15 protein-coding genes are annotated in these 13,929 nt (G+C 65.8%); 4 read left to right on the forward strand and 11 right to left on the reverse strand.

The features are described 5' to 3' along the window. Nucleotides 1-148: 148 nt before the first annotated feature. Nucleotides 149-1,039 (forward strand): DUF3616 domain-containing protein, encoded by an 891-nt coding sequence (locus tag QTH90_RS05885; RefSeq protein ID WP_286663570.1) that lies wholly within the window; start codon nucleotides 149-151, stop codon nucleotides 1,037-1,039. Between the two features lie 20 nt (nucleotides 1,040-1,059). Further along, a complete protein-coding gene (locus QTH90_RS05890; protein WP_286663571.1) occupies nucleotides 1,060-1,323 on the forward strand; it encodes a hypothetical protein in 264 nt (87 codons plus the stop codon). A gap of 54 nt (nucleotides 1,324-1,377) precedes the next feature. On the opposite strand, the gene QTH90_RS05895 is transcribed toward QTH90_RS05890, so the two are convergent. Beyond that, complete coding sequence (locus tag QTH90_RS05895; protein ID WP_286663572.1) at nucleotides 1,378-1,722, reverse strand: hypothetical protein; 345 nt, start codon at nucleotides 1,720-1,722, stop codon at nucleotides 1,378-1,380. A gap of 262 nt (nucleotides 1,723-1,984) precedes the next feature. On the opposite strand from QTH90_RS05895, the gene QTH90_RS05900 reads away from it, so the two are divergent. Together QTH90_RS05900 and QTH90_RS05905 are read left to right on the forward strand one after the other, a co-directional pair. After that, nucleotides 1,985-2,395: a COG4315 family predicted lipoprotein gene (locus tag QTH90_RS05900; RefSeq protein WP_286663573.1), complete on the forward strand. Its 411-nt coding sequence runs from the start codon at nucleotides 1,985-1,987 to the stop codon at nucleotides 2,393-2,395. 4 nt (nucleotides 2,396-2,399) lie between these two features. Beyond that, the gene (locus tag QTH90_RS05905; RefSeq protein WP_286663574.1) at nucleotides 2,400-3,080 is read left to right on the forward strand and encodes a cupredoxin domain-containing protein; all 681 of its coding nucleotides are present in this window, start codon (nucleotides 2,400-2,402) and stop codon (nucleotides 3,078-3,080) included. Between the two features lie 9 nt (nucleotides 3,081-3,089). Here the strand turns inward: QTH90_RS05905 and QTH90_RS05910 are convergent, their stop codons facing one another. The 10 genes from QTH90_RS05910 to QTH90_RS05955 form a co-directional block, all read right to left on the reverse strand. Continuing rightward, nucleotides 3,090-3,875: a hypothetical protein gene (locus QTH90_RS05910; protein ID WP_286663575.1), complete on the reverse strand. Its 786-nt coding sequence runs from the start codon at nucleotides 3,873-3,875 to the stop codon at nucleotides 3,090-3,092. A gap of 223 nt (nucleotides 3,876-4,098) precedes the next feature. After that, complete coding sequence (locus tag QTH90_RS05915) at nucleotides 4,099-5,178, reverse strand: lipocalin-like domain-containing protein (protein ID WP_286663576.1); 1,080 nt, start codon at nucleotides 5,176-5,178, stop codon at nucleotides 4,099-4,101. 254 nt (nucleotides 5,179-5,432) lie between these two features. Further along, the gene (locus tag QTH90_RS05920) at nucleotides 5,433-6,146 is read right to left on the reverse strand and encodes a GntR family transcriptional regulator (RefSeq protein ID WP_286663577.1); all 714 of its coding nucleotides are present in this window, start codon (nucleotides 6,144-6,146) and stop codon (nucleotides 5,433-5,435) included. A 25-nt stretch (nucleotides 6,147-6,171) separates the two neighbouring features. After that, nucleotides 6,172-6,927 (reverse strand): aspartate/glutamate racemase family protein, encoded by a 756-nt coding sequence (locus QTH90_RS05925; protein WP_286663578.1) that lies wholly within the window; start codon nucleotides 6,925-6,927, stop codon nucleotides 6,172-6,174. Next, on the reverse strand, nucleotides 6,924-8,360 hold the full coding sequence (gene hydA / locus QTH90_RS05930) for a dihydropyrimidinase (RefSeq protein ID WP_286663579.1): 1,437 nt from the start codon (nucleotides 8,358-8,360) through the stop codon (nucleotides 6,924-6,926). Before hydA ends, QTH90_RS05925 begins: the two co-directional genes overlap by 4 nt. Next, nucleotides 8,357-9,076, reverse strand: a complete 720-nt coding sequence (locus QTH90_RS05935) for a maleate cis-trans isomerase family protein (protein WP_286663580.1) — start codon at nucleotides 9,074-9,076, stop codon at nucleotides 8,357-8,359. The genes hydA and QTH90_RS05935 overlap by 4 nt, the downstream gene beginning before the upstream one ends. Nucleotides 9,077-9,098: 22 nt before the next feature. After that, entirely contained in the window at nucleotides 9,099-10,424 is a 1,326-nt protein-coding gene (locus QTH90_RS05940) for an MFS transporter (RefSeq protein ID WP_444814678.1), read from the reverse strand. 276 nt (nucleotides 10,425-10,700) lie between these two features. Further along, nucleotides 10,701-11,495: a 2-keto-4-pentenoate hydratase gene (locus QTH90_RS05945; RefSeq protein WP_286663581.1), complete on the reverse strand. Its 795-nt coding sequence runs from the start codon at nucleotides 11,493-11,495 to the stop codon at nucleotides 10,701-10,703. After that, complete coding sequence (locus tag QTH90_RS05950; RefSeq protein ID WP_286663582.1) at nucleotides 11,471-12,844, reverse strand: amidase; 1,374 nt, start codon at nucleotides 12,842-12,844, stop codon at nucleotides 11,471-11,473. The genes QTH90_RS05945 and QTH90_RS05950 overlap by 25 nt, the downstream gene beginning before the upstream one ends. 6 nt (nucleotides 12,845-12,850) lie before the next feature. Then, nucleotides 12,851-13,891 carry a TRAP transporter substrate-binding protein gene (locus QTH90_RS05955; RefSeq protein ID WP_286663583.1) on the reverse strand — a complete coding sequence of 347 codons (1,041 nt, stop codon included), beginning with the start codon at nucleotides 13,889-13,891 and terminating at the stop codon, nucleotides 12,851-12,853. Nucleotides 13,892-13,929: the final 38 nt, after the last annotated feature.

Below are 13,929 nucleotides of genomic sequence, written 5' to 3' on the forward strand. Positions count from 1 at the left end.
ACCTGAAGCTGAACCCGCAATTGTTGAGACCGCGCTTGCTGCAGGCTGACAGCAGGCCGACCTGACATCCGACAGCCGTGCGGAGCGACCGGGCGCGTAGGGGGACAATGCGTCCGTGGCGCACGAAGGACCTCCCGCTTTCCGGCCCTTGACCGGCCTCTATGAGCCGTCGGCAATCCAGCAGTTGCCGGACGGCCGTTTTCTCGTGGTCGAGGACGAAAGGCGCCACCCCTTCAGCCTGGTCACGATCGGCGCCGATGCGAGCGCCGACAGCACCGAACTCAGGCCTGGCCTGTTTCAAGTCTTCAGTGATTTCTGGAAGCTGAACGACCTGGAAGGCCTTGCACTCGACCAGGCTGGCCTCGTCTACGCGATCACATCGCATTCCCGAGACGACGAAGGCGACGAAAAGAAATCCCGTGAGCGACTGGTTCGCTTCCGGATCAAGGGGAACCGGGTCGTGGGCCCCAAGCTGGTCGACGGATTGAAACGCACGATGACGGCGAAATATCCTCTCCTGGCATCGGCCGCCAAAGTCCGGGACGTCAAGGCCGGTGGCGGGCTCAATATCGAAGCACTGGAAATCAGCCAGGATCAGCAGCGACTGCTGATCGGATTTCGCAGCCCCTTGCACGACGGCCGGGCGATCATCGCCAGCATCGAGAATCCATCCGGCATCTTCGAGGCAGACGAAACTCCCCGGCTGGCGGCCGATCTCGATGAACTGGATCTGGGCGGCGATGGAATTCGAGGGATGTCTTACGTTTCATCCATGGGCGGCTATCTGATCATCAGCGGGCCGGTCTCGCGCAAGCCAGGAGAGTTCGCGCTCTGGCTCTGGAATGGCCAGCGAGGTGGCGCAGCGCGCCGCGTGACGGTTCCGGGCCTGCAGGGCCTGGAACATGCCGAAGGGGTGAGCCCGGCCATCATCGATGGGGTGGAACGCATCATCATCGTCAGCGACGACGGGAACCGGGAGGCAGGACGCCCTGCCAGTTACCTTGTGTTGGACCCCGGTCAATTGCGTACTGCGCCTTGAATCCGCCTAGGAAGCGAGCAATGCAGATCAATTCCCACGGGATGCACTTCGAGCACGATGGCTGGAACGTCCACATCCTGCTCGCCTGGGACAGCTTCGAACGTCGCTACATGGGCCGCGCCGAGCTATTCCTCGAAGGTGCCTTCCGGTGCAGGATTGCACTGCGCGACGGCTTCGCGACGGAAGAAGAGATGATCGCCTCGCTCCGCGACCGGGCTATCGGTTTCATCACCGACTGGCGGCGGCGCGAACACAACGCCGACAGCGAATTTGCAGAGCTTTGAAATCGCCCCCGGGGTCCACCACCCGGCGATTGATCTGCGACCGAACCGCGCTGCTCAGCCGGGGCCATTCGCAAGACGCAGCCAACTCGGAAACTGACGATCGAAGTCTTGTGGAGTGATCTCGGCAAGGTGCCCGCACGCAGCTTCGGGAAGCGCCACGCTCATTTCCCGGTGCCAGAGCACGATGCCGAGCAGTCGACTGACCAAGATGCGTTCCTCGCGCGGAACGGGAAACTCCGACACGTGCTGCGGCAGGCGCTGCATCGAAACCCGCCGCCTGACCTCGATGACGACCCAACCTGTGCGCCTCGCCCTGATGCACGCTGCCTTGCCCAACGAGCGCTGCAGGTGGAGTTCCCATCCCACCAGAAGCAGAAGGATCAGCGCCGCGATCAACATGCAATATCCAGCGTAAACAGTTCTTGCGTAAGGAAAAATCGTCCGGAGACCACGATTGCAAGACTAGGCCGCGCGGTATCGCAGCGCAATACACCAAACGGAATCGCACGCCAAGTTGTTCACGAAAGCCGTCGATCTGTCGTGAGCGAGCCACGCAAACTAAAGCGTTCCTGCCGTGACTTATTGCACTAGGGCAAAACTGTATCGAAATGTTTAATGCGAGGCGCTTCCCCTCTTTCAACGAATTCCAAAGGAGCCCACCTTGCGCATTGCCGTTGCCGGTCTCGCCCTCACCCTGACTCTTCTTGCCGGCTGCACGACCCAGCCGCCGTCCGCGCCCACCGCGGCCAAGAATGTCTCGACCGTGAAAGTCGCCAATGGCATTCTGGTCAACGACAAGGGCCTCACGCTCTACACCTTCGACAAGGACGCACCCAACAGCGGCCGCTCGGTCTGCAATGGCGATTGCGCCGTGAAGTGGCCGCCGGTGATGGCGGGCGAAGGCGTCAAGCCGAGCGGCAGCCTTTCCGTGATTGCCCGCGATGACGGTCGCAAGCAGTGGGCCTTCAAGGGCCAGCCGCTCTACACCTGGCCCGAGGATCAGGAGCCCGGTGATGTCTACGGCGACAACTACAACAAGGTCTGGCACGTCATCAAGACGAACCAGCTCTGAGCGCATGCACACCCGCTCGCCTTCGCGCATGCCGGCCATGCGCAATTCAATCGTCGCGCTCGCCGGCGCGCTTCTTGGTGCGTTCTGTGCGGCGACGCCGGTGCAGGTCAGCGTCCTCGACAAGGACGGCCAGCCGGTCGTCGACGCGGTCGTCGTCGTGATCACCGCATCGAAGGCCGCGCCGGCCAGGCCGCTGGCCCGGGAAGTGACGATCAGCCAGGAAAAGATGCGCTTCGTGCCGGCCGTGACCCTGGTCCCGGTCGGTGCCAAGGCGCGCTTCGTCAACAACGACCCATGGGAGCATCACGTGCGCGCCTCCGCCGCCGGTGTCGCGCAATTCGATGCCGGTCCGGCCGGCGGCTTCGAGCTCATGATCGGAGCCAAGCCCGAAGGCAAGCCAGGCAAGACCGCTGACGCGACGTTCGACAAGCCAGGCGCCGTGCTGCTTGGCTGCCATCTGCACAACTCGATGCGCGGACACGTCTACGTGAGCGACTCGCCCTGGGCGGCGCTCACGGGCGCCGACGGACTCGCCACGCTCGACGTCCCGGAAGGCGCCGCGTCGATCAAGGTGTGGCACGCGGACCAGCTCATCGACATCGCGCCGCAGCAGGTCATGCTCGGCGATGCGCCTGCGAAGGCAACGCTGCAACTCAACGTCGTGCCTCGGCGCAAGCGGATCTGAGGTTCGGGTTCAGCTCCACCCGTTCGCCGCCTGCCCGGGCGGCAGATGGCGCAAGGTGAGTGCAGTCCAGCGTATTTCTTCCAGCGCTTCGTTCATTTGGAGAAGCTGGAGCGCCTGCAGCCATCGCAGGAGTTTGCGGACCTTGTCGCCCTCGCCGTCTTCCCAGGACGTGCTCTGATGATCGGCCTCCTGCCTGGCGAGAAGCGCGGACTCCTGCGCCGACCCGCGCCGGCCCGCGTCCGTCTCGAAGTAGAGCCGGACCAGCAACCGCGCGTGTTCGCCCGTGAGCCGGCCCTTTTTCGGTCCGAGCACGGTGGCCAGGGCCGCGGTGAACGGCAGCAAGGTCGCGTCCGACGGATCCGGAGCGGCGCCAAGGGCTTCGAGCAGCGTGCCGACGAGTGCCCAGCTGGGCAAGCGCATTTGCCGGGCCTGGCGGTCGCTCGTGACATCCAGCGTCGCCGCGCGGACTGCGGCGGCCAGGTTTCCCGTCAGGTATTCGGCCACGCCGAGCACTGAAGGCCAGGCGTAGATCTCGTTGCAGAACTCCACGATCTCGCTCGGGCGCTCGCGACCGGTCGCGAGCGCCTCGAGGACTGCGCGGAAGACCAATTGCTCGTCCTCCGTCGGCTCGGCCTGCCAGGCGTCGGACAGGACGCTCTCGACTCTGGGCGCGAGATCGTCGAGCACGCCTCGACGAAGCACCCACAACATCCGCTTTCCGCTGGAAGGCAGGAAAGTCTCCGGATGAAAAGCGTTCCAGAGGTCGACCTGGATCGTCGGCGGCAATTCGCTCATCGCCGAGTCAAAGGCCGCTTGGCACGAAGCCGCCAGCCCGACGTATTCAGGGACAGTCAGGCGACGTTCGCCTCGCAAGAAGGCGTGCTCAGAAGCAGGCGCTCCGCTGACCATTCTTCAGTTTCCGAGTGATGCGACACCCCACAGTTTCGCACCGGAAACCAGAAACTGGGAACTTTTGTTTTCACAATCACCCGCCGACCACTCGCAACGGGACGCCCTGTCACTTGCTTCTTGCCTGTCTCGCACTCAAGCGGTCGTAGCCGCTCAACTCCAGGAAGCCCTGCCCCTCGATGCTGCCCGTGACTTTCACGGCCCCTTCCCAATAGACGTTCGCGCTCGTCCCGCTGGAATCGAATTCGCTGTCGGCCACGAAGGGCTTGATGTGAAGCTCGCGCGATGGAAGCCTGATCGTCCAGTCGACGACATAGGGAATGCCAGTCTTCGGACTTGTCCAGGTGCCGCCGGGCACCAGTTCGACTTCGCCTTGTTTGAGTGATACGGCCCCCTTGGCATTCGAGAGCGTGCCCGCGGTCATGACGTTGCGACGGTCCATGTCGAAGAGCTGGTAGACCATCAGGTCCGATCCATCCGCGAGGTGAAGCGCGAACCAGTTCCAGCCCAGCGTCAGGACATCGAATTCGCCCCATTGGTGGTCGAACCACACGTCACCGCTCACCTCCAGCGACTTGCCGCCGACGGTGATGCTGCCTTGCGCCGGAAGGCGGGGGCGCGAATAGTAGTAGCTGATGCCGCTCTTGCCGAAGTCCAGGATGCCCGGCGTGTCCGAGCCCGACGCGGCGTGCGCAACGGCCGGGCCCGACGCGCCCAGGTCGAACGCGATGGAAGCGCCGTCGAAGGCCGCGCGCAACACATGCGAAGACTCCGACTCGGTGGCCTGCCATTTCTCCTTCCGGAAGTCGTATCCGTTGACGACGTTCTTCGCGGGAATGCCGGCGGTGCGGGTCTGGTTGATGAAGCGCTTGCCGGTCTGGAGGTCGGTCAGTGCCGCATGCATGACGGTGTGCTTGATCAACCCGTTGGCCACGAAGACGACCATGTGGAAGGCGTAACGATCACCCGACTTCGCGCCGAGGATGCCGTTGTAGTACCACCATTCCATCGCGGATCCGTGGGGCGCATCGTCGGCGGGCAAGTTCAGCGGTGGGAGCGCGGTCGTCCGCTCCGAAGGCTTGCCAGGCGATGCGGCGGCCGTTGCCGGTAGCGGCTCGGGCGGCGACTCATAGAGCAAGCCCACGCCGATGGCCAGCGCGACGACCACCAGGGTGATGAAGAAAACCATCAGGCTCTTGCGCGCCCGGGTCCGCGCCCGCTGAGAAGGCGAACTTCCGTAGGCGAAACGCCTTTGGCCCTTTCGAGCGGGGTCTTCGGCATTCATCTTCGGAGAGTCCTTTCGCCTTGAGGCCTGCACACGATGGGCGGCCATCTTAGCGGCGAGGTTGGCGAACGGCGGGAATCGCAACCACCTTGACCGCCATTGCGAACCGTCCCACTGCTGCCGAGGTCGGGCACGACCAGGCGGCCAGACGCCCTCCTCTACTGGTCTCCGAGGATGCTTTCGAGATCTGCCTCGTCGCTTCCCGCGTCGAGCTTGAGGCTTTCCTGGATGTGGTCCAGGTGATGGAGCATGAGCGTCTCAGCCCGCTTGGCATCGCCCCGCTTGATCGCGTCGACGATCTCCTCGTGCTCGTCCGCGCGGCAGCTGGTCGCAGTGGGCGCGTCATACAAAGAGATGATCAGGCAGGTCAGCGTCGACAGCTCGCGCATGGTTCGCGCCAGCGCCGAGTTGCCGGCCAGTTCGGCCAACAGCAGGTGAAACTCGCCTGAGAGGCGCACCACCGCGCGCGCGTCGTTGCGCTGACGCGCGTCGGCCTCGAGTTCGAGATGCCGGCGCAGGCGCTGCATCTTGAAATCATCGATCGTGCCGACCAGCCGGCGCAGCACGCCGGGCTCGATCAGGCGGCGCGCCTCGAAGACGTCGCGCGCCTGCTCGATGGTCGGCTTGGCGACGTGCGCACCGCGCTGCGGCACCAGTTCGACGATCTGTTCATGGGCCAGACGGGCCAGCACCTCGCGCACCTTGGCACGGCTGGTGCCGAAGATGGTGGCCAGCCGGTCTTCACCCAGCTTGGTGCCCGGCGCCAGCCGGTGTTCGAGGATCGCCGTGGAGATCTTCTCGGCGATGGCGTCGACGCTCTGCTCGCGGCCCGGGCCGCTCGCTTCCGTGGGGGAACTCAGTTTCTTTGGCATGCGCTTCGATCTTAGCGACGGCGCTTCACCTTTGCGTGCGGTCCCGCGCCAGCAGCCGTGCAATGCCATCGGGCAAGCCGTGGTTCGGCTTGATCGGCGGCGGCGCAAAGCTGCCTTGCCGCGCCGGCAGGGTCCCGAGCGACACCAGCGTCTGGGCATGGCACACGGCACTCGACACACCGTCCACCACGGGCACGGGAATGCGGTCCCGGATGGATCGCGCCAGGCCCGCCAACGGCGCGCCGGCGATGATGATCACGTCCGCACCGTCGTCCTGCACGGCCGACTGGCACAACGCTTCCAGGCGCGCGGTGTGATCCTCCTGAACGCGGCCGATGTCCTTCAGCGGGTTGTCCAGGTTGCGGATGCTGGCCAGCCGGTCACTCAGCCCGTTGGCCGCCACACACTCGCGATACCAGGCGGTGATGCGGTGCGAGATCGCCACGATCGAGAAGCGCTTGCCGAGCAGGCAGGCGCTCATCAGCGCCGCCTCGGTCAGCCCGACCACGGGGATGTCCAGCAACTCGCGCAAGCCGTCGATACCCGGATCGCCAAAGGCCGCCACCACGATGGCGTCGTGCTGGTCGCAGTGCTCGGCCGCGAGCGTGGCCGTGGCGTAGGCGCCGATGAGCGACTCGAATCGCGTCTCGATGTACGCCACGCCGAACGGTGCCGTGAGCACGCTCACCTCCGTGCCCGGTGCGGCGGCGCGGCGGGCCTCGGCCTCGATCAGGTCGGAAACGCTCTGGGACGTGTTGGGATTGATCAGCAGGATCTTCATGGCGTGCCTCGCTGTCTTGCTGCCGGCAGCAGCGTGGGCCTGCCGCGACGCAGGAATTCGCCTCGGCCGGCGCGCGGATGGAATGTCTGGCCGTCCCACACGACCTCGCCGCGCGCGATCGTCAGTGCCGGCCATGCCTTCACGTCGATGCCCTCGTAGGGCGTGTAGTCCACGGCGTGGTGCAGGTCGGCATTGCGCACCTGCCGCGGCGTCGCGCCCCAGACCACCAGGTCCGCGTCCGCGCCAATGGCGATCGTGCCCTTGCGCGGATGCAATCCATAGGCCTTGGCAGGGTTCGTCGACGTGAGTTCGACAAAGCGGTTGATCGTGATGCGCCCGTCGAGCACGCCGTGCGAGAACAGCAGCGGCAGGCGCGTCTCGATGCCGGGAATCCCGTTCGGGATGTGGCGGAACTCGACCTCCTTGCCACCCGGCTTCTTGCCTTCGGGCGCGTCGTAGCGAAACGGCGCATGGTCGGACGAGAAGATCGTGAACAGACCGTCTGCCAGGCCGTTCCAGATGACCTGCTGGTTGTCCTTGTTGCGCGGTGGCGGGCTGCACACGCAGCGGGCGCCACCGTAGCTGTCGTCGATGCCGAGGTCCTCAGCTGTCAGGAACAGGTACTGCGGGCAGGTCTCTGCAAACACATGCAGGCCGTGCGAGCGCGCCCAGCGGATCTGCTCGACCGCCTCCTTGCCGGACACGTGCACGATCATGATCGGCACGTCGACGAGTTCCGACAGCGCGATGGCGCGATGCGTCGCCTCGCGTTCGACCAGCATCGGCCGCGAGTGCGCGTGAAAGCGCGGGGCCGTGCGGCCGCTGGCCTCCAGACGCCGGGTCAGCCACTCGATGCAGTCGGCGTTCTCGGCGTGGATCATCGCCATCGCGTCATGGCTCCGCGCGACGTCCAGCACGTCCAGGATCTGCCCGTCGTCGAGCTTGAGGTCGTCGTAGGTCATGTAGATCTTGAACGACGTGTAGCCCTCGGCGATCAACTGGGGCAACTCGTTCTTCAGCACTTCCTCGGTGGGGTCGCTGACGATCAGGTGAAACGCATGGTCGACGTGCGCGCGACCTTCGGCGCGCTCGTGGTAGTCGCGCACCGCAGCGCGCAGCGACTGGCCCTTCTGCTGCGCGGCGAAGGGGATCACCGTGGTCGTTCCGCCGCAGGCGGCCGCGCGGGTGCCGGTGTCGAAGTCGTCCGCCATGCGCACAGGCGCTTCCATGGGCTGGTCGAGATGGCAGTGGGCATCGACACCGCCCGGCGTGACGAAGGCACCCCCTGCGTCGATCTCGCGACGGCCTGCAGGCAGACCCAGCCCCAGTTGAACGATGCGGCCACCGGTGATGCCGATGTCGGCGTCGAAGGTATCACTCGCCGTGGCCACGCGCGCATTGCGCACGACGAGATCGAAAGTGCCGGCGCTCATGCGAAAAGCCCTCCCCAGCCCTTGACCTGGCGCGGGTCGACGCCTGTGATCTTCAGTGCCTTCCAGACAACCGTCGCCACCGAGTCGTAGATCGGAATGCCGAACTCGCGCTCCAGTTCTTCGACCAGCGGCGCGCCGTGGAGGTTGGTGCACATCACGGTGATGGCGTCCGGCTTCTTCTGCGCAACCTCGCTGATCATCGTGCGCAAGGTATCGGGCGCGACTTCGGCGAACGAGAAATTCACCGTCAGGTCGAGATGGCGTTCCGCGACGCACTCCACACCGAGCTCCGCGTAGTTGGCGACGATGCGGCGCTGCACGTCCTCCACATAGGGCGACACCAGCCCCAGCGTGCGCGCCCCCTGCGCGGCAAGAAGCTCATTGAGCGCCAGCACCGACGTGGTCGCCGGAATGCCGGTCGCTTCGGTGATGCGGGCGCACAGCGCGCGGTCGCGCTCGAAGCCGAGCCAGCTGGCGGAGGTGCCGCTCCAGCAGATCACATCGACGTTCGCGTCGGCCAGCAGCTTCGCGGCGTCGAGGATCGTGCGCTCGTCGAACTGGTTCTGCGACTTGTCGCCCATCGAGATCTCGGTCACCCGGAATCGCGAAAAGTGCGCAGAGACGCCCGGCACGCCGGCGACCATCGCGCTGGTCAGCGGCTCGAGGGCCGTGTTGGAGGAAGGCGTCAAGACGCCGATGCGGTGGGGCTGGGACATTTCGCGAGACCTGGAAAAAGAACTAGACGGGTAGCTTCTTGCTGTAGTCGATCAACAGCGTGGAGCAGATGAACAAGCCTGCGCCTGCCGCGGCGAAGAGCATCAGCGCCAGGAAGTAGGAACCGGTGGCTTGCACGATCAGGCCGACCACGATCGGCACGCCGATGCCGGCAACGTTGCCGCCCAGGTTCATCGTGCCACCGAGAAAGCCGACGTGCACCCTGCGGCCGAGGATCGACGGCACGCACCAGAAGAGGCCGCACCAGCGCAGGAAGAACAGCGTGATCGACAGGAGCACGACCACCACGATGGGGCTGGTGATCTGCGACACCATGTAGATCGCGATCGTCGCGATGACCGAGGAAACGCCGAACAGCGTGCGCAGCACCTTGGTGGTCGAGGCGCCTGCCGCCTTCCACTTGTCGGCCAGCCAGCCGCCGAACATCTCGCCGACAAAACCGGCGAAGAACATGCAGAACACCGCGCCGCCCATCTGCTTGATGTCGAAGCCGTGCACCTTGGAGAGGTAGTTGGGCATCCAGGTGAGCAGGCCGTAGAACAGCGCGTTGAAGCACATCCAGCCGAAGAACATGCCCCAGACCGAACGGAAGCGCAGGAAGTCGAGCAGGCGGCCGCTGGAACCTTGGGGCTCGCTGGCGGCGTCCTCCGCGTGGCTGGCCTCGATGTATTTCGCCTCGGCCTCATTCACGCCGGGATGCTCGCGCGGATGGTTGCGGATGTAGCTCCAGGCAAACAGGCCGGCAATCACGGTGCCCACGCCGGCGATGACGAAGGCCAGGCGCCAGGAACCGAGCAAGGCGATGAGCCCGGAGATGAGGATCGCGCCCAGCGCGGCGCCGAGCGGTGCTCCGCCGTCGAGCAGGGTCGCGCCGCGGCCACGCTCGTTCTGCGTCATCCAGATGCCGTTGAGCTTTCCGCCGGCCGGATAGATCGGCGCTTCCGCCGCACCCAGGCCCAGGCGGGTCAGCAGCAGCGGAATCCAGCCGGTGCAGAACGCAGCGATGGCCTGGAAGAAGCCCCAGCCGAGCGTCGCGCCGGCAATGACCACGCGCGGACCGAAACGGTCGGCGAGCATGCCGCCCGGAATCTGCATGAGCGCATAGGTCCAGAAGAAGGAACTGAGCAGCAGGCCCTGCACGGCCGGCCCGATGTCGAACTCCTTGGCGATCAGCGGCATGGCCACGGACAAGGACGCCCGGTCGATGTAGTTGATCGAGATGAGGAACAACATCATCAGGAAGATCTTCCAGCGGACCTTGGTCGGCTGGAACGTGGTGTCGGGCGCTGCGGCGGTCGCTGTCGCGCCGGCCGTCATGGTGGTTTGCATCGATTGGTCTCCTTGCGGTGGCACCGGGCGCCAACCTGCAGGGACCGGCCCGGCACGCTGGCGAACTTGTCAGCCTCGGGGCCGGCTGAACTGCCAGCGCCCATCGAGACTGTCCGGCGGAATTTATGTTTTGTCGAATTTCATGTCAACACTTATGTTGACAATAACGTCGACGTTAGTAAAAACACCTAAGAACCCTACGTAGAGAAGGCAAAGATCGCAGGTCGCCACGGAGCCGGCCGCGATGCGGCATGCGTTGCGTGTGCTTCAAAAAGCTCAGAAGAAGACGGCCAGCGGCGCGAGACCTGCCACTTCCGCGTGCACCGCTGTCCCTTGCGAGGCGAACAGCATTCCCGTGCACGATCCGGTCGTGACGATCTGGCCCGCCTGGAGGCCCGCGCCGCGCGCCATGCAATGGTTGGCGAGCCACACCAGCAGCCCGCCGACATCCGGGTGCGTGTGCCCGCCCACCGTGTGCGCGACGACCTGATCGTCAAAGCGCATCACGACCTCCGTCAGCTTCAGATCCAGCCAGGCCGGATCGAAAGCCTCGGGCTCGCCCTGCACCAGTCCGCCGTGGGACAACAGATCGGCGAGGAACGCCACAGGGTCCGCATCGAGCCAGTCGGCCAGGCGGGTTTCCGCGACTTCGATCACCGGCAGCACGGACGCGATCGCCAGCGCCACTTCCTCTCGCGTGTAAGGCCACGCGCGCGGCGGCAGGTCGGACCCGAGGCGGAAGGCGATCTCGGCCTCGATGCCGCGCAAATGCCATGCGGAACCGTCGAGCGTCGCCCCGCCGCGAACCAGACCTGCCGCCGGCAGCGGCGCGCAGATCGGATCCTGGCCTGGGCCGGGCACGCCGACCTTCCATCCGCCGATCGGGCCGATCGCAACCAGCGTCGCATCCTGGATCGCATAGGCCTCGTCGCGGCTGCGCGCCTGCAGCAGTGCCGACAGCACGCGCCGCCCGTCGCGCCGCGCCCGGCTCAACGCGCGCGCGGCAGCCTCCGGCGTCACCTCGGCCACTGCAGGCGGTGAAACCGTCAAAGCTCGGGAAAGCGCTGCCATGGATGGGCTTGCTCGATCGAGTGGGCCAGCGCGAGCAACCCGTCGTCCGCGCCTTCGCGCGCGACCAGTTGCATGCCGACCGGCATGCCGCCCGCAAAGCCGCACGGCACTGCGATGGCGGGCAAGCCCACGGCGTTCGCGAACCCGGCAAACACCGCATGGCCTCTCGGTCCCACCTCGCGTCCGTCGATGCGCGGTGGGTGCGTTTCGTTCGCCGGCCATGGCAGCGCAGCCGCCGCCGGCGTCAAGAGGAAGTCGTACCGATCGAACAGGCGCGACAGCCCCGTGCGCAGGCGCTCGGCTTCGAACAGCAGCTCGAACAAGTCCGCTGCTGACGCCTTGCGCCCGGTTTCGGTATTGGCCTGCATCACCGGGCCGAACAGCGACGGATCGAAGGGCCGGTCCGACAGCTCCTGTGGATGCGCCACGAGCCATGCCAGGCCCACCTGCGCCAGCAGCGACCAGCGCTCGTTGACCGCCTCCGCCATGTCGAAGTCTCGTGCCGTCGTGACTTCGTGCCCCATCTCGGCCAGCCTGCGCGCGGCCGCTTCGGTCAATGCCGCGATCTGCGGATCGACCGGATGATTGCCGAAGCGCGGGATGAAGAGAACGCGCGCGCGTGGCGCGCTCCCCTCCTCCACCGGACCTCGGCCGACCACCCGCATGACTGCCGCCACGTCGGCCACGCTGCGCGCAATCGGCCCTGCCACCTCGAAGTCGAGGAAGATCGGCGGCAACCCGTCGCCGCGCGGCACGCGTCCGCGCGAAGGCTTGAAGCCAACCAGGTTGGTGTGCGATGCAGGCCGGCGGATCGAACCGCCGCCATCGGTGCCCAGCGCGATCGGGCATCCGCCGGCGGCCACCAGCGCCACCGCGCCGCCCGATGAGCCACCTGGCGTCAGCGTCGGATTCCACGGATTGCCCGTGGGGCCGAACACCGGGTTGTCGGTGTAGCCCTGCATCGTGAATTCGGGCACGTTGGTCTTGCCGAAGATCACCGCGCCGGCATCGCGCAGCTTCGCGACCGGCAGTTCGTCGCGCTCGGCCACGAAGCCGGCCAGCGCGCGGCTGCCCCACCGGGTCGGCAGGCCGCGCACCTGCAGGTTGTCCTTGATGGTGACGGGCACGCCATCGAGCGGGCTCAAGGCACGCCCTTCACGCCACCGGACGCTGCTCTGCTCCGCGGCATGCGTGGCGCCTTCCACGTCCAGCGCGACCAGCGCGTTCAGCCGGGGATTGACGGCTTCGCTGCGCGCCAGGCAGGCCCGCAGTGCCTCGCTCGGCGTGAATGCGGCGTCGCGGAAACCTGCGGCGAGCGCCGTCGCGGTGAGTTGCCAGAGCGCTTGCATCTCGGGCTACTTGAAGCCGACCACCGGACCGACGACCTGCTTCCATGTCGCCGAGCACTTGTCATAGGACTTGTCGCACAACTCGCTCCACGTCGGGAAGGACACGGTCGTCAGCGCGTCGCGAATCAGCTGCTCGTCGGCTGCCTTGACCGGCACGTCCTTCATCGCGAACTTCTTGACCGTCTTGCAGGGCTCCTTGCCGACGTTGCAGCGCGACGCATCGTCGAAGAGTTCCTTGGAATAGGCCCACACCTCGGTCTCGAACTTCCGGAACGCGGCCGTCAACTTCGCCTGCTGGTCCGGGGTCAGCGCATTCCACTTGTTCAGGTTGATCGCGTAGGCATTGAGCGCGATCTGGAAGCCGATCGGCATGAAATGCGTCGTCACTTCGGGCCAGCCCGCGGAGTTTGCCGAGCTGGGGCCGGTGATGGCGCAGTCGGTCACGCCGCGCTCCAGCGCCTGCTGCGTCTCGCCGAAGGGAATCGTCACCGGGATGCCGCCGAGCTTCTCGATGAACTTGGCGAGCGACTGGTCGTACACGCGCACCTTGCGTCCCTTCAGGTCCGCCAGGCCGCTGATCTGCACCTTGCAGAACACGACCTGCGGGCCGAACGGATAAATGCCCAGCAGCTTGCCGCCGTGGCGCTCCTGCAGCCGCTTGTCGAACGCGTCGCGGTACGCATCGACGACCTTGCGCGCGACCTCGTAGTCGGTCGACAGGCCCACGATGTCGGGACCGAGGAAGAACGGCTCGTCGCGCGACACCTGCGCCAGGCGAAGCGTGACGACATCGAACAGCCCCGACTTCAGCACGCGCAGGCCATCGGCGTCCTTGACGCCCAGCACATCCATCGGCTTGTAGTCGGCATCGATGGGCAGGCCCGTGTTCTTCGCGAAGTTCTCGAAGAAGGGCTGCTCCTTGGTCTGCTGGATCAGGCCTGTGGCCACCAGGTTGCCGGCAACGCGCAGCTTAGCGTTGTCCGCATGGGCCGGCAGCGCCAGCGCGAGGGTCGCTGCGATCAGCGGGAGAACGAACTTCAGTTTCATGCCTGACTCCTTCAAAAGAAAACCGGTGATGGACGCCT

Source organism: Variovorax flavidus (genome assembly GCF_030317145.1).
Lineage (GTDB): Bacteria > Pseudomonadota > Gammaproteobacteria > Burkholderiales > Burkholderiaceae_C > Variovorax > Variovorax flavidus.